Consider the following 20,736-nt stretch of genomic DNA (forward strand, 5'->3'; position numbering starts at 1 on the left):
GGGGCGTGGTCGTCATTGGTGGTCTCTTTGCGCGTTGGTGGGGTTTTTGTCGGTGGGTGGGCGGTCGGCACCCCGGGCGGGGGGTGCCGACGGCGCGGGGACACGCCCTACAGCGCGTCGTGGAAGGTCCGGCCGATGACGTCGAGCTGCTGCTCGCGGGTGAGCCGGACGAAGTTGACCGCGTAGCCGCTGACCCGGATGGTCAGCTGCGGGTACTTCTCCGGGTGCGCCATGGCGTCCAGCAGGGTGTCCCGGTTCAGGACGTTGACGTTCATGTGGAAGCCGCCGACCGCGGTGTAGCCGTCCAGCACGCCGACCAGGTTGTCGATCCGCTCCTCGGCCGTGCGGCCGAGCCCGTTCGGGGCGACGGTGTGGGTCAGCGAGATGCCGTCCTCGGCGTCCGCGTACGGGAGCTTGGCGACCGACAGGGCGCTGGCGACGTAGCCGTGGCGGTCGCGGCCGTTCATCGGGTTGGCGCCGGGGGAGAACGGCTCGCCGGCCCGGCGGCCGTCCGGGGTGTTGCCGGTCTTCCTGCCGTACACCACGTTCGAGGTGATGGTGAGCACGGACTGGGTGTGCTCGGCGCCCCGGTAGGTGGGGTGCTTGCGCACCTTGCGCATGAACTCCTCGACCAGGTGCACCGCGATCGAGTCCGCGCGGTCGTCGTTGTTGCCGTACGCCGGGTACTCGCCCTCGATCCGGTAGTCGGTGACCAGCCCGGTCGCGTCGCGCACCGGGGTGACCTTCGCGTACCTGATCGCGGACAGCGAGTCCGCCGCGACCGCGAGGCCGGCGATGCCGCAGGCCATGGTGCGTCGCACGTCCCGGTCGTGCAGCGCCATCTCCAGGCGCTCGTAGGCGTACTTGTCGTGCATGTAGTGGATGACGTTGAGCGCGTGGACGTACGTCCCGGCCAGCCACTCCATCTGCTCGTCGAAGCGCGCCAGCACCTCGTCGTAGTCGAGCACCTCCGAGGTGATCGCGCCGGTGTCGGGGCCGATCTGCTCGCCCGACTTCTCGTCCCGGCCGCCGTTGATCGCGTAGAGCAGCGTCTTGGCGAGGTTGACCCGGGCGCCGAAGAACTGCATCTGCTTGCCGACCGCCATCGCGGAGACGCAGCAGGCGATGGCGGTGTCGTCCCCGAAGCGCGGGCGCATCAGCTCGTCCGACTCGTACTGCACCGAGGAGGTGTCGATCGACACCCGGGCGCAGAACTCCTTGAAGCCGCGGGGCAGTTGCGGCGACCAGAAGACGGTCAGGTTCGGCTCGGGCGCCGGGCCGAGGTTGTACAGCGTCTGCAGGTAGCGGAAGGACGTCCGGGTGACCAGCGTGCGGCCGTCCTCGCCCATGCCGCCGATCGACTCGGTGACCCAGGTCGGGTCGCCGGAGAACAGCTCGTCGTACTCGGGGGTGCGCAGGAAGCGGACGATCCGCAGCTTGATGACGAAGTCGTCGATCAGCTCCTGCGCCGCCTCCTCGGTCAGCAGCCCGGCGCCGAGGTCGCGCTGCAGGTAGACGTCCAGGAAGGTGGAGGTGCGGCCGAGCGACATCGCCGCGCCGTTCTGCTCCTTCACCGCCGCCAGGTAGGCGAAGTACAGCCACTGCACCGCCTCCCGGGCAGTGGCGGCCGGGCCGGAGATGTCGTACCCGTAGGCCGAGGCCATCTCCTTGAGCTCGTGCAGCGCCCTGATCTGCTCGGCGAGTTCCTCGCGTCCGCGGATCACCTCCTCCACCCGCGCCGGGTCGGTGGGCGCGGCGTCCAGCTCGGCCTTCTCGGCGAGCTTCGCGGCGACCAGCCGGTCCACGCCGTAGAGCGCGACCCGGCGGTAGTCGCCGATGATCCGGCCGCGGCCGTAGGCGTCGGGCAGACCGGTGACGACGCCGGCCTTGCGGGCGGCCCGGATCTGCGGGGTGTAGGCGTCGAACACCCCGGCGTTGTGGGTCTTGCGGTACTCGGTGAAGACCTTCTCCAGCCCGGGGTCGACCGGGTAGCCGTAGGTCTTCAGCGCGCCCGCGACCATCCGCCAGCCGCCGTAGGGCATGATCGCGCGCTTGAGCGGGGCGTCGGTCTGCAGGCCGACGATCAGCTCGCGGTCCCGGTCGATCCAGCCGGGCCGGTGCGCGGTGATGGTGGAGGGGATGTCGTGCGCGACGTCGTACACGCCCTTGGCGCGCTCCTCGGGGAAGCGCTCGGTGATCCGCCCCCAGACCGCCAGGGTCCGCTCGGTGGGGCCGGCCAGGAAGGCGGCGTCGCCCTCGTACGGGGTGTAGTTGCGCTGGACGAAGTCGCGCACGTCGACGCGGTCCTGCCAGGGGCCGTCCGCGAAGCCGTCCCAGGCTCCGGCCGGGGCGGGGACGGTCCGCGGCTGCGACTGGGTCCGGGTCTGGGTCTGCTGCGAGGTGGTCATCTCGGGGTGTCCCTTCTCAGGCTCTCGGCTGTCCGGCACTCGGTCTTCAGGCCCGGTCGCCGTAGTAGGCCTGGCGCATCATCCGCTGCAGGTCGGCGAGCAGCGGCATCCGGGGGTTGGCGGGGGCGCACTGGTCCTCGTACGCGTTCATCGCCTGCTGCGGCAGGGCCGCCAGGAAGGCCTCCTCGTCGACGCCCGCGTCCTTGAAGCAGCGCGGGATGCCGACCCGGTCGCGCAGCTCCTCCACCGCCGCCGCCAGCGACTCGACGCCCTGCTCCGGGGTCGCGGCCGGCAGGCCCAGCATCCGGGCGATGTCCTGGTAGCGCTCCGGGGCCTGGTAGCTCTGGTACTTGGGCCAGCCGGTCACCTTCGCCGGGGCCGAGCCGTTCCAGCGGATCACGTGCGGCAGCAGCAGCGCGTTGGTCCGCCCGTGGGCGACGTGGAAGGTGGCGCCCAGGGTGTGCGCCATGGCGTGCACGGCGCCCAGGAAGGCCGAGCCGAAGGCCATGCCGGCGATCGTCCCGGCGTTGTGCATCCGCTCCCGGGCCCGCGGGTCGTCCGCGCCGGCGGTGACCGCCCGCTCCAGGTTCTCGAAGATCAGCCGCACGCCCTGCAGGGCCAGGCCGTCGGTGAAGTCGTTGGCGTAGACCGAGACATAGGTCTCGATGCAGTGGGTGAGGGCGTCGAAGCCGGTGTCGGCGGTGACGTCGGCCGGCAGCCGGGTGGTGAGCGCCGGGTCGACGATCGCCACGGTCGGGGTCAGCGCGTAGTCGGCGAGCGGGTACTTCTGGCCGGTGGCGGTGTCGGTGATCACCGCGAACGGGGTGACCTCGCTGCCGGTGCCCGAGGTGGTCGGGATGCACACCAGCTTGGCCTTCTCGCCCAGGTCGGGGAAGGTGAAGGCGCGCTTGCGGATGTCGAAGAACTTCTCCTTGAGGTCCGCGAACTCCACCTCCGGGTGCTCGTACATCAGCCACATCACCTTGGCCGCGTCCATCGGCGAGCCGCCGCCGAGCGCGATGACGGTGTCCGGCTCGAACTCCCGCATCAGCTCCGCGCCGCGGCGCACCGTGTCGATGCTCGGGTTGGGTTCGACGTAGTCGACGACCCGGACCTCGACCGGCTCCCGGCGCCGGTCCAGCACGGCCCGGATCCGCTCCAGGTGGCCGATCGCCACCATGGTGTGGTCGGTGACCACCACGATCCGGCGCGCGTTCGGCATGCTCGCCAGGTACTTGACGGAGTTGCGCTCGAAGAAGATCTTCGGCGGGACCTTGAACCACTGCATGTTGGTGTTCCGTCGCCCGATCCGCTTGATGTTCACCAGGTTCAGGGCCGAGACGTTGCCCGCCACCGAGTTGTGCCCGTAGCTGCCGCAGCCCAGCGTCAGCGAGGGCGTGAACGCGTTGTAGACGTCGCCGATGCCGCCCTGCGAACTGGGCGCGTTCCAGATGATCCGGCAGGCCTTGACCGCGTGCCCGAACTCCTCGGTGAACGCCGCGTCCTCGGTGTGCACCGCGGCCGAGTGCCCGAGCCCGTCGAACTCCACCATGGCGGCCGCCAGTTCGACACCCTCCCGGCGGGAGGCGGCGGTCAGCACGGCGAGCACCGGGCAGAGCTTCTCCCGGGTCAGCGGCTCGTCCGGGCCGACCCGCTCGCAGTCGGCCAGGATCACCGAGGTGTCGGCCGGCACCTCGAAGCCGGCCGCCGTCGCGATCTCGGCGGCGGTGCGGCCCACCACCTCGGCGTTCAGCTTGGCGCCCGCGCAGGACACCCCGTCACCGACGCCGAACAGGTACCGCTCCAGCAGCGCCTTCTCCTCGGCGCTCGCGTGGTGCGCCTTCAGCTTGCGGAACTCCGCCAGTGCGGCGTCGCGGATCTCCGCGTCCAGGATCACCGCCTGCTCGGAGGCGCAGATCATGCCGTTGTCGAAGGTCTTCGACAGCACGATGTCGTTCACCGCCCGCCGCAGGTCCGCGCTGCGCTCGACGTACGCCGGCACGTTGCCCGCGCCCACGCCCAGCGCGGGCTTGCCGCAGCTGTACGCGGCCCGCACCATGCCGTTGCCGCCGGTGGCGAGGATCGTCGCGACCCCCGGGTGGCGCATCAGCGCGTCGGTGGCCGCCATCGACGGCTCCTCGATCCACTGCACGCAGTGCGCCGGCGCCCCGGCCGCCACCGCCGCGTCGCGGACGATCCGGGCCGCCTCGGCGGAGCAGCGCTGCGCCGCCGGGTGGAAGGAGAAGACGATCGGGTTGCGGGTCTTCAGCGCGAGCAGCGCCTTGAAGATCGTGGTGGAGGTGGGGTTGGTGACCGGGGTGATGCCCGCGACCACGCCGACCGGTTCGGCGATCTCCACGATGCCGTCGATCTCGTCCCGGCGCACCACCCCGACGGTCTTGGTGCGGGCCATCACATGGGTGACGTTCTCGCAGGCGAAGACGTTCTTGACGGCCTTGTCCTCGAACAGGCCCCGGCCGGTCTCCTCCACCGCCAGGGCGGCGAGTCCGGTGTGCCGGGCCAGGGCGGCCAGCGAGGCCTTCTTGACGATGTGGTCGATCTGCTCCTGGGTGAAGGAGGCGTACTCCTCCAGGGCGATGAGGGCGGCGGCGACCAGCCCGTCGACGCTGACGGGTGGGGCGGGGAGCTCGCTCGTGGGCGACGGCTTCACGTCGTGCTTCGGGCGGGTCGACATGCTGGACTGCCTTTCAGGTCATCGTCCGACATCGGCGCCGTGGGCGCCTTCGATTCCAGGTTCCCTGCGCGGGGTCCGGCGGACATCCGTCCAACGGGACCCCGTTCGGGGTCCGAAGGTCCCTGCGGTGGCGGGTGGTTGGTCCCGCCGGGACAGCGGGACTCAGTCGTGCGGGACCACCGCGACCGGGGCGTGCGCGTGGTGCAGCACCGACTGGGCGACCGGGCCGAGGTGAGGGCCGGTCAGCGGGTGCTTGGCCGTCCGCCGGCCGAGCACCACCAGGGAGGCGCCGCGGGAGGCCTCCACCAGCGCCCGGCCCGCGCTCCAGGGGCACACCTCGGCCGCCGTCCGGACCTGCGGGTACTTCTCCCGCCGGACGGCCAGCGCGTCCTCCAGCCGCAGCTGCTCGGCGGCGGCCATCGCCTCCCGGATCTCCGCCTGCTCGACCGGGGCCCGGGTCGTGTAGGTGTCGTGGGAGGTGGTCCGGCTCTCCACCGCCCGCAGGCCGACGCCGTGGTCGGCGGCGTACCGGAAGGCGAACTCCAGGACGGCGTCGGCCGGCCGGTCGCTCTCCACGCCCACCACGACGTCGCCGGCCGCGTCGCCGTCCAGCGCGTCGTGCCCGTCCGCCTCGCTGCGGACCAGGACGACCGGGCACAGGGAGCGGCCGGCCGTCCGCAGCCCGACCGAGCCGATCAGCAGCCCGGTGAAGCCGCCGAGGCCGCGCGACCCCAGCACCAGCAGTTCGGCCCGCCCGCTCGCGGCGGCGAGGGTGAACGCCGGATGCCCGGGCTGCACCTCGCAGGTGACGTCCAGTTCGGGCAGCTCGGCGGCGACCCTGTCGCAGATGTCGGCCACCCGCCCGGGCAGCGCGGCCCCGCCGCCCAGGTCGCGTTCCAGGGCGTCGGCCTCGGTCCCCGCCACGTGGATCATCCGCAGCGGGAGCCCGAGCCGGCCGGCCTCCCGGGCGGCCCACTCGGCCGCGGCCGCGCTCGGCGCCGAACCGTCGATGCCCACCGTCACGTTGTGCGTCATGTCCGCGACCTCCCCGGTCCTCGGCGGTCCGCGTCACCGGTGTGCGCGGCCCCGTCCGACCACCAGCGTCCCGCCCGCCGGGTGCCCGGCCCCAGGGCCCGAGCAGCCCCATCCGGCCGCCGAAGGTCCCGGGGCGGGTGCGCCGTTCGGGCCGTCCCACCCGTGGTCACGGGGCGGCGACCGACCCGCACGGGCCACCCGGGACCCTCGGGCTGTCCGCACCGGGACCGGTGGCGGCCACGAGGGGGTCCTCCGGCCCTGCCTCCCCGGCGCCCGCCCCCGGAGGATCGGTTCCGTGAACACGGCGACACGGTCGGTGTGTTCACGTCCCGGCTCCTTCAGGAAAGGACGTTCCGATGACCCAGCTCCAGAGCCCGCCCGCCGTCGAGATCACCGTGGCCACCCGTGGCGCCGTCTCGCTGGCCGCGCCCGACTACGCCCGGGCGAAGGTCGAGGCCGTGCTCCGCCGGATCCACGAGCCGGTCCTCGCGGTACGGGTGAAGTTGATCCAGGAGCCGCACCACTCGGTGGTCCGTCCGTCCGTCGCCCAGGCCGTCGTGGACCTGAACGGCCGGCCGGTCCGGGCCCAGGTCGCGGCCGCCACCATGCAGGAGGCCGTCGACCGGCTCCAGGACCGCCTGGGCACCAAGCTCGCAAAGGTGCGCCAGCGCCACCACACCGGCGCCTGGGTCGGCCGCGGCGGCGAGGAGCACAGCCCGCAGCACGTCGAACGGGCGGCCGAGGACCGGCGGATCGTCCGGCACAAGACCTACGGCCTGGCCCGGCAGAGCGCCTGGGCCGCCGTGCTCGACCTGGAGGCGATGGACTACGCCTTCCATCTGTTCACGGACGCCGGGAGCGGCGCCGACAGCGTGGTCTACCGCGACGCCCGCACCGGCACCCACCGGCTCGCCTCGGCCGGCGCCACCGCCGAGCCCGTCCCCGGACTGACGGTCAGCCCGGCCGCCGTACCGGAGTTGACGACGGACGGCGCGGCGGAGCGCCTCGACCTGTCCGGCCTGCCGTTCGTCTTCTTCACCGACACGGCCACCGGGCGCGGGAACGTCCTCTACCACCGCTACGACGGCCACTACGGGCTGATCACCCCCGTCCGCGACTGAGCGGCCCCCGTCCCGCACCCGACGGCCCGGTCCCACGGACGCGTGGTACCGGGCCGCGGGCGCGTTGTGGGGCGGGTCGGGCCATAGCCGTTGCTTATGGCTCCCTTGGCCATGATCCTCTACCGCGCTCCGCGGCGGGCGGCCTACGGTGGGGGCTGCCCGGCGGCGACCCCGCCCACGCCGGGCGGCAGCCCCACCGTCGCACCCGAAGGCAGAACCACCCCGTGACCAGCACCGGCCCGGCCGCCCCCACCGGCATACCCACCCGCTCCGAGGCGCAGCGCCGCGTCCTCACCGTCCTGGTCACCAGCCAGATCCTCAGCGGCGCCGGCCTGGCCGCCGGCATCACCGTCGGCGCCCTGCTCGCCCAGGACATGCTCGGCTCCACCGACCTCGCCGGGCTGCCCAGCGCGCTGTTCACCGCCGGATCGGCCCTCGCCGCGGTCGCGGTCGGCCGCGTCTCCCAGGCCAGGGGCCGCCGCCCGGGCCTGGCCGCGGGCTACCTGACCGGCGCCGTCGGCAGCGCCGGTGTCATCGCCGCCGCCGCGCTCGACAACCCCGTCCTGCTGTTCATCGCCCTGTTCGTCTACGGCGCCGGCACGGCCACCAACCTCCAGGCCCGCTACGCGGGCGCCGACCTGGCCGCGCCCGCCCACCGCGCCCGCGCCGTCTCCACCGTCCTGGTCGCCACCACGCTCGGCGGCGTCGTCGGCCCCAACCTCGCCGCCCCCACCGGAACCCTCGCCGGCCACCTCGGCCTCCCCGCCCTCGCCGGACCGTTCCTCCTCGCCGGCGCCGCCTACGCCCTGGCGGCCCTCGTCCTCGCCGGCTGGCTGCGCCCCGACCCGCTGCTGCTCGCCCGTGCGCTGCAGCGCGAGGAGCGCGCGCAAGCATCCGGGGTGGTCGCCGCTTCCGGGCCGGAGCAGGCGCGCCGTCCGGTGCTGCTGCTGGGCGCGCTGACGATGATCCTCACCCAGCTCGTCATGGTCGCGATCATGACGATGACGCCCGTCCACATGCACGACCACGGCCACGGGACCGGCGCCTCCGGCCTCGTCATCGCCGTCCACGTCGGCTCCATGTACCTGCCCTCCCCGCTGACCGGCCGGCTGGTCGACCGGCACGGCCCGACCGCCGTCGCCGCCGCCTCCGGCCTCACCCTGCTCACCGCCGGCCTCTTCGCCGCCGCCGCCCCCGCCGACTCCGTCGGCCTGCTGGCCCTCGCGCTCGCCCTGCTCGGCCTCGGCTGGAACCTCGGCCTGGTCTCCGGCACCGCGATGATCACCGACGCCGCACCGCTGGCCACCCGCGCCAGGACCCAGGGCACGGTGGACGTCGCCATCGCCGTCGCGGGCGCGACCGGCGGCCTGGCCTCCGGCCTCGTGGTCTCCACCGGCGGCTACGCCGTCCTCTCCCTGGCCGGCGGCCTGCTCGCGCTCGCCGTCCTCCCCGCCATCGCCGCCACCGCGAAGAGCCGGTGAGCCCAAGGGCCGTCGTCGAGGCTGTCGCAGGCCCGTGACAGAGTGACGCCATGCTGCCTCCTGCCGGGGCCGTCGACGCGGTGGTGTCGGCGCCCGATTCCTTCGACGTCCCCGTCTTCGTGCGCCGCAGTGCGCCGTTGGAGCCGGTCAAGCGCCCGAAGCCCGTCGTCGTGGCGCAGGTGAAGGAGCCGTGGCCGTCGCCGGGAGCCGTGCCGCCGGACGGCGCCTACCTGGTGACCACGACCTGGCGGGACCTGCTGGACGCGGCGACCACCGTCGGCCGGGACATCGCGCCGTGGCTGGTGGCGGTGCCCCGCCTGGCGCGCCGGGAGATCATGGCGCGGCGCCACCCGCTGGGGGCCTATCTGGCCCGGCAGCGGACGACGTCTCCGGCGCCCGGCGGCGCCGGTACGGAGATCGTGCCCAGCGTGGTCTACACGCACGGCACCGAGGGCTCCATGCGGTCGGCCTTCGGGTACCACGTGGGCATGACGATGGCGGAGTGGGCCTGCCGGAGCCTGATGGGTCTCGGCCCCACGACGCACGCGGAGAGCGCCGCCCCGCCCGGGGCCGCGCCGCAGTGGAGGACCACCAGGAGCCTGCCCGACCTGTTCGGCACGCACCCGTCGTCCGCGGAGCTGTGGCTGGTCGAGGCGAAGGGCGGCAGGTGGCTCCCCGACCGGAGCCGGCGGAAGGGCGCCCGCCAGCTGGACGTCGGCGCCCTGATGACCGCGCCCCACCGGAAGGTCCTCTGCGGCACCAGCCTGGAGAAGCGCCTCTTCATGATGATCGACGTCGAGGACGAGCCGTCCGTCCCTGACGGCCCGCCCACCGGTGGTGCGGCGGCGGACCTCGACGAGGACCTGGTGCAGGACGACGACGAGGCGCTCCTCGGCCTCGCCCAGGCGAGGATGCTGACCTACCTCGCCCTGGTGTCGATACCCCGGGACGGTCTGCGGGCGGTGGCGGTCGGCAGCCCGCAGCCCGGCCCCGCGCGTCGGCGGAGCGGACTGGTCACGCTGCTGGAGGGCGACGAGGGGACGGCGGCCCTGCGTCGGGAGCTGGGCGGCGGTGCCACGGTGGACGCGATCGGGCGGCGCCAGGGGGTGGACATGCTGGTGGGGCGGCTGCCCGGCACCGATCTGATGCTCGGCATGTCCCGCCGCCTCTTCGGGGCCTGCCGGGAGCTCGCCCGGGAGGACCGGCGGCTGGCCTCCGCCGTCGACGACGTGCTGCCGACCGTTCGGCAGGCGGCCGGGTGGGGCACGGAGGCGCAGAGCGAGCGCCGGACCCGCGAACGGGCGGAGGCCCTCCAGGAGGGCCGGGACCGGGAGGGGGGAATCCGTCGCGGCGCGGTCCGCCGCGGGTTCTCCCGGGGCCGCGCGGAGTCCTGGGCGCAGCTCGCGGACGTGTCCCCCCGGGTGGTGGTGCCCGCGGCGGAGGGATTCCTGGAGGCGGCGACGCGCGACACCTATCTCGCCGTGGAGGAGCACGCGCTCGATCTGGACCTGGGCTGACGGCGCCTCGGCCGTCCCGGGCAATTTCGGTCGGGTCCTGCGGCCGGTCGCGCGCGGGCGGGCCGGGGATGTGGCAGGCAGGAGGGCGGCGGCCCCACACCCGTGCTCGTCGCGGGGGCGGAGCGGCCGGCCGCTTCCCGAGTGACCTCCTGCGACCGAACGGAGCCCTGCCATGCGCCGACGCCGTGGCGTCCTGCTGACCGCCGCCCTCCTGGCCCAGCTCGCCGCCGGGCCGTCCCACGCGGTGAGCTCCGTGCCCCGCGCGGGGGAGCCGGCCGAGCAGTGCGGGGTGGTGCGCAGCGGCGACACCCCGCTCGGGGGAGCCGAGGTGACGCTCTACCGGGCGGGGGAGGGGGAAGGTGCCGCGCCGACGGTACTGGCCCGGGCCCGCAGCGGGGAGGACGGGCGGTTCGACCTCGACTACCGCCGCCCGGACGACCCGCGCGCCGTGCTCTACGTCCTCGCCGACCTGCCGCGCGCCCGGGAGCGGGGCGCGGACCACGGGCAGGACGGCCCGGTGGTGCTCGCCGCCGCGCTGAGCGGAGCCGAGGCCCCGCCCGAACTCGTCGTCAACGAGCGCACCACCGTCGCCGTCGCCTACGCGCTGGCCCGCTTCACCGGCCCGGCCGGCATCGCCGGCACCGAGCCCGGTCTGGGGAACGCGGCCGGCGTCGCGCACAACCTGGCCGACACCGGGACCGGCGGGATCGCGGCGACGCTCGCCGACCCGCCCAACGGCGACCGGACCTCCACCCTGGCCGAGTTCAACACCCTCGCCAACCTGCTCGCCGCCTGCGTCACCGGCGGCGCCTGCGACCAGCTGTTCGACCTGGCCCGCCGCCCCGGCCGGGAACGGCCCCGCGACACCCTGCGGGCCGCCGTGGACATCGCCCACGACCCCGGCCACAACGCCGCCGCCCTCTACGACCTGGCCGCCACCACCCCGAGCTACCTCCCCGCGCTGTCCGCCGCCCCGGCTGCCTGGACCGTGGCCCTGCGCTACGCGGGCAACGGCCAGGAACTCGACGGCCCCGGCAACCTCGCCTTCGACCGGGAGGGCAACGCCTGGGTCAGCAACAACTACCGCTACGGCGCCGACCCCGCCGTCCCGGTCTGCGGCGGGCGCACGGTGCTCAAGTTCACCCCCACCGGCCGGGACGCACCCGGTGCGCCCTTCCACGGCGGCGGCCTCTACGGCGCCGGCTTCGGCATCACCGTCGACGCCCGGGGCAGCGCCTGGGTCGGCAACTTCGGCTTCCAGGGGTCGGGCTGCCCGATCGATCCGACCCCGCTGGAGCGCAGCGTCTCCCGGTTCGCCCCGGACGGCACCCCGCTGTCGCCGCCCGACGGCTGGCGGCGGGGCGGCATCGTCCAGCCGCAGGGCATGGCCGCCGACCGGGCCGGCACCGTCTGGGTCGCCAACTGCGGCGGCGACAGCGTGACCAGGATCCCGGACGGCGACGCCACCCGCGCCGAGGAGGTTCCCACCCCCGGGCTGCACAAGCCCTTCGGCGCCGCCACCGACCCCGCCGGACGGCTCTGGGTCACCGGCAACGGCAGCGACAGCGTCCAGGTGCTGGCCCCCGACGGCGCCCCGGAGCTGACCGTCACCGGCGGCGGTCTGCGCCGTCCGCTCGCCGTGGCCACCGACAGCCGGGGCAACGCCTGGGTCAGCAACAGCGGCATCCTGCCGGTCCCGTGCGGGGGCAGCACGGCGGACGAGCTGGCCGCCGCCGCCGTCGGCGGCGACAGCGGCCCGCGCCCGGGTGCCTCGGTCACCCTGATCGGGGCCGACGGCACCCCGGCCCCGGAGCCCTTCAGCAACGGCGGGCTGTTCCTGCCGTGGGGCGTCGCCGTCGACGGGGAGGACACGGTCTGGGTGGCGAACTTCGGCGGCCACCGGGTCGCCCGGCTGTGCGGCACCGACCTCACCGCCTGCCCGCCCGGCTTCCGCACCGGCCAGCCGATCTCCCCGCCCGACACGGGCTACCCGAGCGACGGGCTGGAGCGGAACACCGGCCTGCAGATCGACCCCTCGGGCAACGTCTGGCTGGCCAACAACTGGCGCACCGTCCCCGTGCAGAGCAACCCCGGCGGCCATGAGCTCGTCGTCCTGGTGGGGGCCGCCGCCCCCGTCCCGGTCCCGAGGCTCGGCGGGCCCGGACGGTCGTGACCGGGTGGGCACCGGTGGGGTGCCGGTCGGTGCCGGGGCAGGGCCGAACGGCCCACGCCCCGCGCCGTCCGGGCCCGGGCCGGGGATCCTGCCAGGGGGGAGTGCCGGACGGGAGAGCGGAACGAGGAGACCGTGAGCCGAGGAGCCGACCTGTGAACCGCGCCCCCGACCTCGAAGCCGTCCGGCGGGCCGACCCCACCGACGTGGCCCGCCGGATCGTCGAGCGCCGCGACGAGCTGTGCATCGACGACCTGACCCTGGCCCACCAGGCGGCGATGTCGCCCGCCTACCTCCGGTACCTGCTGGCGGCGGGCCCGGCCTTCGACCCGGCCGGGTTCGTCCGGATCGCGGCCGCGCTCAGGATGACCTGGGCGGAGCTGCTGGAGGGCCGGTCGGACGCTCCGCCGGGGCAGTCGCAGCCGGTACCGGGGACGCCGCGGCCGCTGCTGCTGCACCTCTCCGAGCCGGAGTGCTGGTTCCTGGTGGGCACCCACGGGGTCGGCCGGGTGGGCCTTCCCGGCTCCCCGGCGCCGACCGTCTACCCGGTGAACTACGCCGTCGACGGCCGGACGATCGTCTACCACACCACGCCGCACGGCTCCGCGGCGGCGGAGGACGGTTCGCCGCTCTCCTTCCAGGTCGACCACATCGACGACCGGCTGAGCGAGGGCTGGAGCGTGCTGATGCTCGGCTCGGCGCACCACGTCGACGACCCCGAGGAGGAGCAGCGGCTGTCCCGGCTGCCCGGCGCGACGCCCTGGGCGGGCGGCGACCGCCCGCTCTGGGTGCGGATCACCCCGGACGAGGTGACCGGCCGCCGCCTCGGCGCCGGCTGAGCCGCCGCCGCCTGACGCCCGCCGCCCGCCGCCCGCCGCCCGAGCCCTCGTGCCGTCGGGAGCACCCGCTGAAGTGGTTCACCCCGGCGCGCTCCGCGACCATGGAAGGGCGGGGTTCCTTCGGCGTGTCGGCGCGGCCCACCCGCCCCGCCGCCCCGGGCGGCGTCGCCGTGTCCGCCGGACCGAGAAGGGAAGGGAGCGAACCGCCGTGACCACCACCGTCTCCGCCTACGCCGCGCCCGCCGCCAAGGCCCCACTGGGGCCCGCGACCGTCGAACGCCGCGACGTGCGCGAGTTCGACGTGCGGATCGCCATCACGTTCGTCGGCATCTGCCACTCCGACGTCCACCAGGCGCGCGAGGGCTGGGGCACGGCGCTGTTCCCGATGGTCCCCGGCCACGAGATCACCGGCATCGTCACCGAGACCGGCCCCGGCGTGACGGCCCACCGCCCCGGGGACCGGGTGGGCGTCGGCTGCATGGTCGAAAGCTGCCGGGTCTGCGAGAACTGCCGGGCCGGCCTGGAGCAGTACTGCGCCGAGGGCCCCGTCTGGACGTACAACGCCGTCGGCCGGGACGGGCAGCGCACCTACGGCGGCTATGCGCAGGAGATCGTCGTCGACGAGCACTTCGTCGTGCGCATCCCGGACGCCCTGCCGCTGGAGACGGCCGCGCCGCTGCTGTGCGCGGGCATCACCACCTACTCGCCGCTGCGGCACTGGAACACCGGGCCGGGCCGGAGGGTCGCCGTTGTCGGCCTCGGCGGGCTCGGCCACGTGGCGGTGCGGATCGGGCACGCGCTCGGCGCCGAGGTCACCGTGCTGTCCCGGTCCCTGCGCAAGAAGGACGACGGCCTGCGGCTCGGCGCCGTCGACTACCGCGCCACCGCGGACCCGGCGACCTTCGAGGAGCTCGCGGGCCGCTTCGACCTCGTCCTGAACACCGTCTCCGCCCCGCTCGACTTCGCCGCCCACCTCGGGCTGCTGCGCACCGACGGCGCGCTGGTCAGCGTCGGCCTTCCCGAGGAGCCGGTGCTCCTCGACCTCCGCGCGCTGAACGGCGGGCGCCGCAGCCTGAGCACCTCCAGCATCGGCGGCATCGCCGAGACGCAGGAGATGCTGGACTTCTGCGCCGCACACGGGGTGGCGGCCGAGGTCGAGCTGATCGGCGTGGGCCGGATCAACGAGGCCTACGACCGGGTCGTCGCCGGCGACGTCCGCTTCCGCTTCGTGATCGACACCGCCACGCTGTGACCCCGCTGTCCCGCCGGTCCGCGGTCGCGGCGGGTGGCCGGGGGAAGAACAGTTGGCGCCCGCCCGTCGGCCGATCGGCGATCCGGGCTGATGGAGGCACCCAACTGGCCTCTTGTGCAATGCAGTTGGCGACGATCGAGGATTGTCCGGCCCGAGGGCGGTGGACATCATGGGCGCACCGCCGGCCGGTCGGGCCGGACGGGTCCACACCGGGAGGGATCCTCGATGCGCTCTTTCGCTGCCCGCGTGGCGACGTGTGCGGTCGCCGCCGTCTGCGTGGCCGGGGCGGTGGCGCCCGCCGCCGTGGCCGACCCGCCGCCGGGTGTCGTGCCGGCCGCCACCGATCTGGTGGGGGTCGGGGCGGTCCTCACCGAAGGGTTCATGAACCAGACCTCCGCCGAGTACAACGCGGCCGCACCGGCAGGGCAGCCGCGGCTCTACGGCTGGGACGCCAAGGGTTCGAGCCCGATCGTGCCCAAGGACGGTGCGACGTCCATCGTCCGGCCCAACGGCTCCGGCTACGGATTCCGCGCACTGGCCGAGTCCACCAGTGCGACGGTGGACTACGCCCGCTCCGCACGCACCCCGCTGCCCGGCGACCCCACGGGGTACAGCTTCCTGCCGTTCGCCAAGGACGCCGTCACCTGGGCAGCCAAGTCCGGCGGCAACGCGCCCAACAACCTGACGACCGCCCAGCTCAAGGGCATCTACGAGTGCACCATCACGAACTGGGCCCAGATCGGTGGGGTGAACGCCGTCATCAAGCCCTTCCTGCCGCAGCGGGGCGCTGACGTCAGCATCGCCCTCCTGAAGGTGTTGGGAGGAGGTGTGGCGGTGACGCCGGGTCTCTGTGTCAATTTCAGTGACATCCAGTTCGAGAACCGCGGCACCGACCCGTTGCTCGACGACGTCAACGTGGTGATCCCCTACTCGGTCGGCATCTACATCGACCAGGCGTACAAGGGCCACCGCACACCCGAGGTGTCGCCCGGGCCGCTGAGAGTGCGCAGCGTGGACGGGATTCCACCCGTCGTGCTCTCGCCCGGGCGGCAGGTCATCAACCCGTCGCTGCTCACCTCGCCGTACGGCCGGCAGCTGTGGCACATCGTCCGCACCGCCGAGTTCAACGGTTCCGACGCCCACGCCGAGGCACTGGTCGGCGTTTTCGGTCCGAAGGGCTGGATCTGTCTGCGCCCGGCCTCGATCGAGGCCCGCGGCTTCTCGCCGATCCCGGACTGCGGCGTCGCCGTCGACATCTGACGGCCCCGCCCCGCGCCGGCCCGGAGTCCGCATCCGGGCCGGCCACCGAGCGGTACACTGGGGGTACTCCGCGTGACCTTCGGGAGGCCCTGATGAGCGTGACCAACCGGTACCGGGACTCCTGGGACGGCTTCTGGCGCGCCGCGCCCGCGGAACAGGGGTCGGTGATCTGGGACGCGGACCCGGCCCTCACCGCCGAACGCCACCTCGCGCTGTTCGAGCCGTTCCTGGCCGACCCGGCGCTGCCGGTGGTCGACCTGGGCTGCGGCAACGGCACCCAGACCCGCTTCCTCGCGGGCCGCTTCACCCGCGCCGTCGGCGCCGACCTGTCCGCCGCCGCCGTGGAACTCGCCCGGCGCTCGGACCCGGCGGAGCGGGCGGCGTACGTCCAGCTGGACGCCACCGACCGGGCTGCCGTCCGGGAGCTGCACCAACGCCTCGGCGACGCCAACGTGTACCTGCGCGGCGTGATCCACCAGAGTGAGCCGGCCGACCGCGGTCCGGTCGCCGAGGCCGTCGCCGCACTGCTCGGCGCGCACGGCCGGGCCTTCGTGGTCGAGCTGTCCGAGGCGGCCAAGCACGTCCTGGGCGATCTCGCCCGCGACCCGGCGGGCCCGCCGCCGAAGCTGCGCCCGGTGTTCGCCCACGGCCTGGCGCCCGCCGAGGTCGCCGACGCGGCCTTCGGTGACCTGCTCCGCACGGCCGGGCTGAGCGTCCTGGCCTCCGGCGAACTCCCGCTGTCCACCACGGAGTTCACCTCCACCGGTGAGCGGATCGAGCTGCCCGCGCACTGGGCGGCGCTCGCCCCGGACGGCGCCCGGCCGTCCTGAGCGGTCCGGTGAGCGGTGCCCAGTGAACCGAGGCAGGTGAACCGGGCGGGGGCCGGGAGACGTCTCTCCTGACATGACCGTTCTGCTGCCCGTCCCACCGGTTCGCACCGCCGCGCCGCCCGACCGCGCCGCGATAGCCGGCGCCCTCGCCCGGCGGTCCGGGTGAGGGCCCCCGGCCTCGGCGTCCCCGGCGGGCGCACGGGGTACGCGGCAGTGGCGCTCGCGGTGGTGGCCGCCGTGACGGCGGGCCTGCTCTGGTGGCAGCCGTGGGCCGACGACGGACCGAAGCCCCTGGCGTTCACCACGGCCGCCGGCGGCTCCGCCCGCTTCGGGACCGGCGAGAAGCTGTACCGCTACAAGGTGCGGGCGGAGGACGGGCTCAGGATCAGCCCGGACCGATTCGCCGCCGAGGTGGACCAGGTCCTCGGCGACGTGCGGCGCGGCTGGTCGGCGGGCGGCACCTGGTCGTTCCAGCGGGTGGCCGCCGACCCGGTGGACTTCACCGTCTACCTGGCCACCCCGGCGTCCACCGACCGGATCTGCGGCCAGTACGGGCTGGACACCGGCGGCTGGGTGAACTGCGCGGCCAACCGCCAGGTCGTCATCAACCTCAAGCGCTGGAACGAGCTTTCGGAGTTCTACGTCGGACAGCCCGAGGAGTACCACGCCCTCGCCGTCAACCACGAGGTCGGGCACATCCTCGGCCAGGGCCACGTCGACTGCCCCGGCGCGGGGGCGCCCGCACCGGTGATGATGCAGCAGATCAAGGGACTGCACGGCTGCGTGCCGAACGGCCGGCCGTACGCCGAGGACGGCACCCTGCTCACCGGTCCGCAGCTCCCGCCGGCCGCGCCCCAGCCGTGACGGCCGCCGCGCCCCGGCCGTGACCGCCGCGGCGGCCCGCCGGGCCGGCTCCCCGCCCGGCGGACCGTCCGCCGCCTCCTACACCCCGGCCCGGTGGGCGGCCTGGGCCGTGCCCTGCGGCAGCTCGGCGTCCAGGGCGCGCAGGATGTCCTCCACGCTCTGCTTGGCGTCGCCGAAGAGCATCCCGCTGTTCTCCCGGAAGAACAGCGGGTTCTGCACCCCCGCGTAGCCGGAGGCCATCGACCGCTTGAACACGACCACCTGCTCCGCCTCCCAGACCCGCAGCACCGGCATGCCCGCGATCGGACTGGCCGGGTCGTCCATCGCGGCCGGGTTGACGGTGTCGTTGGCGCCGATGACGAGGACCACGCCGGTGGCGGCGAAGTCGTCGTTGATCTCGTCCATCTCCAGGACGATGTCGTAGGGCACCTTCGCCTCGGCCAGCAGCACGTTCATGTGGCCGGGCAGCCGCCCGGCGACCGGGTGGACGCCGAACCGCACCTCCACGCCGCGCTCGCGCAGCCGCCGGGTCAGCTCCGCGACCGGGTGCTGCGCCTGGGCGACCGCCATGCCGTAGCCGGGGGTGATCACGACCGACTTGGCCAGCGCCAGCTCCCTGGCCACCTCCTCGGCGCGGACCTCCCGGTGCTCGCCCTGCTCCTCGCCGCCGCCGGACGGGGCCTCGATGCCGAAGCCGCCCGCGATCACCGACAGGAAGGAACGGTTCATCGCCCGGCACATGATGTACGACAGGTAGGCACCCGAGGAGCCGACCAGCGCGCCGGTGACGATCAGCAGGTTGGTGTCGAGCAGGAAGCCGGCGGCCGCGGCGGCCCAGCCGGAGTAGCTGTTCAGCATGGAGACGACCACGGGCATGTCGCCGCCGCCGATCGAGGCGACCAGGTGCCAGCCCAGCGCGAGGGCGAGCACCGTCACCGCGATCATCAGGCCGAGGCCCGGGCTGACCGTGAACCAGACCGTCAGCGCCACGAAACCGGCCAGCGCGCCCAGGTTCAGCGCGTTCTTGCCGGGCAGTGTCAGCGGGCGCGAGGCGATCCGGGCGGACAGCTTGAGGAAGGCGACGATCGAGCCGGTGAAGGTGACCGCGCCGATGAAGATGCCGATGAACACCTCGGCGTGGTGGATGCCCAGCAGGTCGCCGGAGACGGCGCTCTGGGCCGCGCCGTTCGCCTCCACCTCCAGGTAGCTGTTCCAGCCGACCAGCACCGCCGCGAGGCCGACGAAGCTGTGCAGCACCGCGATCAGCTCCGGCATCTGGGTCATCTCGACCTGCCGGGCCCGCCACAGGCCGATCGCGCCGCCCAGCGCCATCGCGATGACGATCAGGGCGACGGCGCCGGCGGTGATGCTCTGCGCCGCCACCACGATGGTGGCGACCAGGGCGAGGGCCATCCCGGCGATGCCGTAGACGACCCCGGCCCGGGAGGTGCGGTGCTGGGAGAGCCCGGCCAGGCTGAGGATGAACAGCAGGGCGGCGACCAGGTCCGCGGCGTGGGCCGCCGTTGTGGTGGTCATCGGGGCTCAGCGCCTTTCGGGGGAGGTCGAGAACATGCTCAGCATGCGGCGGGTGACGGCGAAGCCGCCGAAGATGTTGACGCTGGTCAGCAGGATCGCGATGAAGGACAGCACGGTGACCAGCGTGCGCTCGTGCCCGATCTGCAGCAGGGCGCCGATCACCACGATCCCGGAGATCGCGTTGGTCACCGACATCAGGGGGGTGTGCAGGGCGTGGTGCACCTTGCCGATCACGTAGTAGCCGATCACCACGGCGAGAGCGAACACCGTGAAGTTCTCGGCGAGTTGGGCCGGGGCGAAGCCGACCAGCAGGAACATCGCCAGCATTCCGGCGCCGATCAGGCCGAACCGGGCGGCCGGGGTGAGCCGGGGCCGCTGCGGCTCGGCCGAGGCCCCGGCCGGGTCGGCGGGAACCGCCGCGGGGGAGGGGGCGGCGGAGACGGCGACGGGCGGCGGCGGCCAGGTGACCTCGCCCGCCCGGGCCACCGTCACGGCCCGCTGCACGACGTCCTCGAAGTCCAGCACCAGCCGCCCGTCCTTGCCGGGGGTCAGCAGCTTCAGCAGGTTCGCCAGGTTGGTGCCGAACAGCTGCGAGGCCTGGGCCGGCAGCCGGGAGGCGAGGTCGGTGTAGCCGACGATGGTGACGCCGTTGCCGGTGACCACCGTCCGGCCGGCCACCGTGCCCTCGACGTTGCCGCCCTGGGCGGCGGCCATGTCGACGATGACGCTGCCCGGCTTCATCGCCGCCACGTCCGCCGCCGTGAGCAGCCGCGGCGCCGGCCGGCCGGGGATCAGCGCGGTGGTGACCACGATGTCCACGTCCCGTGCCTGCGCGTGGTAGAGCTCGGCCGCCGCGCGGTCGTAGTCGGCCGAGGTCGCCCTGGCGTAGCCGTCGGTGCTCGCCTCCTGGGCGACGTCCACCGCGAGGTACTCGCCGCCGAGTGACCTGACCTGGTCGGCGACCTCGGGCCGCGGGTCGGTCGCCCGGACGACGGCGCCCAGACTGGAGGCGGCGCCGATCGCCGCGAGTCCGGCCACGCCGGCTCCCGCCACCAGCACCTTGGCCGGGGGGACCTTGCCGGCGGCCGTCACCTGGCCGGTGAAGAACCGTCCGAACACATGGGCGGCCTCGATCACCGCCCGGTACCCGGCGATGTTCGCCATCGAGCTGAGCACGTCCATCGACTGGGCGCGCGAGATCCGCGGCACCGCGTCCAGCGCGAGCGCGGTGACCGGGCGTGCCGCCAGCTCCGCCAGCAGCTCGGGCCGCTGCGCCGGGGCGAGCAGGCCGATCAGGGTCGCGCCGTCGCGCAGCCGGGCGAGCTCGGCGGTCGAGGGGGCGTTGACCTTGAGGACGACGTCGGCCGCCCAGGCGTCGCCGGTCTCCGCGCCGGCCTCGGTGTAGGCCTCGTCGGTGAACCCGGAGGCCGTCCCCGCCCCGGACTCGACCACGACCCGGTAGCCGAGGGCCAGGATGCCCCGGACCGTCGACGGTGTCGCGGCGACCCGGGTCTCCCCGGTGGTCGACTCGGCGACCACGCCGACGCGCTGGGGTGGGTGGTGCGTGGAGCCCTGTGCAGTCATCACTCGTGCCTCTCTGATCGGAGGAACCGCCGACGGCGGGATCCGCCTGTTGCGGGGAGTCTCGCGCCCTTGGAGGCAGGAACCTACCCGTCACGGCCCCGTGAGGCGACGGGGCGTGGCCGTGACGGGCTTCACCGGATCAGG

14 protein-coding genes are annotated in these 20,736 nt (G+C 74.3%); 9 read left to right on the forward strand and 5 right to left on the reverse strand.

Features of this window, described 5'->3' with window-relative positions; genetic code table 11:
• Positions 1–107: 107 nt before the first annotated feature.
• From pflB to ACFVUH_RS21790, 3 genes are all read right to left on the reverse strand, one after another.
• Positions 108–2,408 (reverse strand): formate C-acetyltransferase, encoded by a 2,301-nt coding sequence (pflB, locus tag ACFVUH_RS21780; RefSeq protein ID WP_387914971.1) that lies wholly within the window; start codon positions 2,406–2,408, stop codon positions 108–110.
• Positions 2,409–2,454: 46 nt separating this feature from the next.
• Positions 2,455–5,103, reverse strand: a complete 2,649-nt coding sequence (adhE, locus tag ACFVUH_RS21785; protein WP_387914972.1) for a bifunctional acetaldehyde-CoA/alcohol dehydrogenase — start codon at positions 5,101–5,103, stop codon at positions 2,455–2,457.
• Positions 5,104–5,265: 162 nt separating this feature from the next.
• On the reverse strand, positions 5,266–6,138 hold the full coding sequence (locus tag ACFVUH_RS21790) for a universal stress protein (RefSeq protein WP_387914973.1): 873 nt from the start codon (positions 6,136–6,138) through the stop codon (positions 5,266–5,268).
• A gap of 356 nt (positions 6,139–6,494) precedes the next feature.
• On the opposite strand from ACFVUH_RS21790, the gene ACFVUH_RS21795 reads away from it, so the two are divergent.
• The 9 genes from ACFVUH_RS21795 (at position 6,495) to ACFVUH_RS21835 (ending at position 17,472) form a co-directional block, all read left to right on the forward strand.
• Positions 6,495–7,259 (forward strand): HPF/RaiA family ribosome-associated protein, encoded by a 765-nt coding sequence (locus tag ACFVUH_RS21795; protein WP_387914974.1) that lies wholly within the window; start codon positions 6,495–6,497, stop codon positions 7,257–7,259.
• A 224-nt stretch (positions 7,260–7,483) separates the two neighbouring features.
• Positions 7,484–8,740 (forward strand): MFS transporter, encoded by a 1,257-nt coding sequence (locus tag ACFVUH_RS21800; protein WP_387914975.1) that lies wholly within the window; start codon positions 7,484–7,486, stop codon positions 8,738–8,740.
• A 50-nt stretch (positions 8,741–8,790) separates the two neighbouring features.
• Positions 8,791–10,257, forward strand: a complete 1,467-nt coding sequence (locus ACFVUH_RS21805; RefSeq protein WP_387914976.1) for a hypothetical protein — start codon at positions 8,791–8,793, stop codon at positions 10,255–10,257.
• 172 nt (positions 10,258–10,429) lie between these two features.
• The gene (locus ACFVUH_RS21810) at positions 10,430–12,430 is read left to right on the forward strand and encodes an NHL repeat-containing protein (RefSeq protein WP_387914977.1); all 2,001 of its coding nucleotides are present in this window, start codon (positions 10,430–10,432) and stop codon (positions 12,428–12,430) included.
• Positions 12,431–12,582: 152 nt separating this feature from the next.
• Positions 12,583–13,266 (forward strand): pyridoxamine 5'-phosphate oxidase family protein, encoded by a 684-nt coding sequence (locus ACFVUH_RS21815; RefSeq protein ID WP_387914978.1) that lies wholly within the window; start codon positions 12,583–12,585, stop codon positions 13,264–13,266.
• Positions 13,267–13,474: 208 nt separating this feature from the next.
• Positions 13,475–14,518, forward strand: a complete 1,044-nt coding sequence (locus ACFVUH_RS21820; RefSeq protein ID WP_387914979.1) for an NAD(P)-dependent alcohol dehydrogenase — start codon at positions 13,475–13,477, stop codon at positions 14,516–14,518.
• Positions 14,519–14,743: 225 nt separating this feature from the next.
• Positions 14,744–15,778 (forward strand): substrate-binding domain-containing protein, encoded by a 1,035-nt coding sequence (locus ACFVUH_RS21825; protein ID WP_387914980.1) that lies wholly within the window; start codon positions 14,744–14,746, stop codon positions 15,776–15,778.
• A gap of 92 nt (positions 15,779–15,870) precedes the next feature.
• Complete coding sequence (locus ACFVUH_RS21830; protein WP_387914981.1) at positions 15,871–16,608, forward strand: class I SAM-dependent methyltransferase; 738 nt, start codon at positions 15,871–15,873, stop codon at positions 16,606–16,608.
• Between the two features lie 162 nt (positions 16,609–16,770).
• Positions 16,771–17,472 (forward strand): DUF3152 domain-containing protein, encoded by a 702-nt coding sequence (locus ACFVUH_RS21835; protein ID WP_387914982.1) that lies wholly within the window; start codon positions 16,771–16,773, stop codon positions 17,470–17,472.
• 78 nt (positions 17,473–17,550) lie between these two features.
• Here the strand turns inward: ACFVUH_RS21835 and pntB are convergent, their stop codons facing one another.
• Together pntB and ACFVUH_RS21845 are read right to left on the reverse strand one after the other, a co-directional pair.
• Positions 17,551–19,008, reverse strand: a complete 1,458-nt coding sequence (gene pntB / locus ACFVUH_RS21840) for a Re/Si-specific NAD(P)(+) transhydrogenase subunit beta (protein ID WP_387914983.1) — start codon at positions 19,006–19,008, stop codon at positions 17,551–17,553.
• A 6-nt stretch (positions 19,009–19,014) separates the two neighbouring features.
• Positions 19,015–20,592 carry a Re/Si-specific NAD(P)(+) transhydrogenase subunit alpha gene (locus ACFVUH_RS21845; protein ID WP_387914984.1) on the reverse strand — a complete coding sequence of 526 codons (1,578 nt, stop codon included), beginning with the start codon at positions 20,590–20,592 and terminating at the stop codon, positions 19,015–19,017.
• Positions 20,593–20,736 lie beyond the last annotated feature (144 nt).

Source organism: Kitasatospora sp. NPDC058032, from assembly GCF_042885845.1.
GTDB lineage: Bacteria > Actinomycetota > Actinomycetes > Streptomycetales > Streptomycetaceae > Kitasatospora.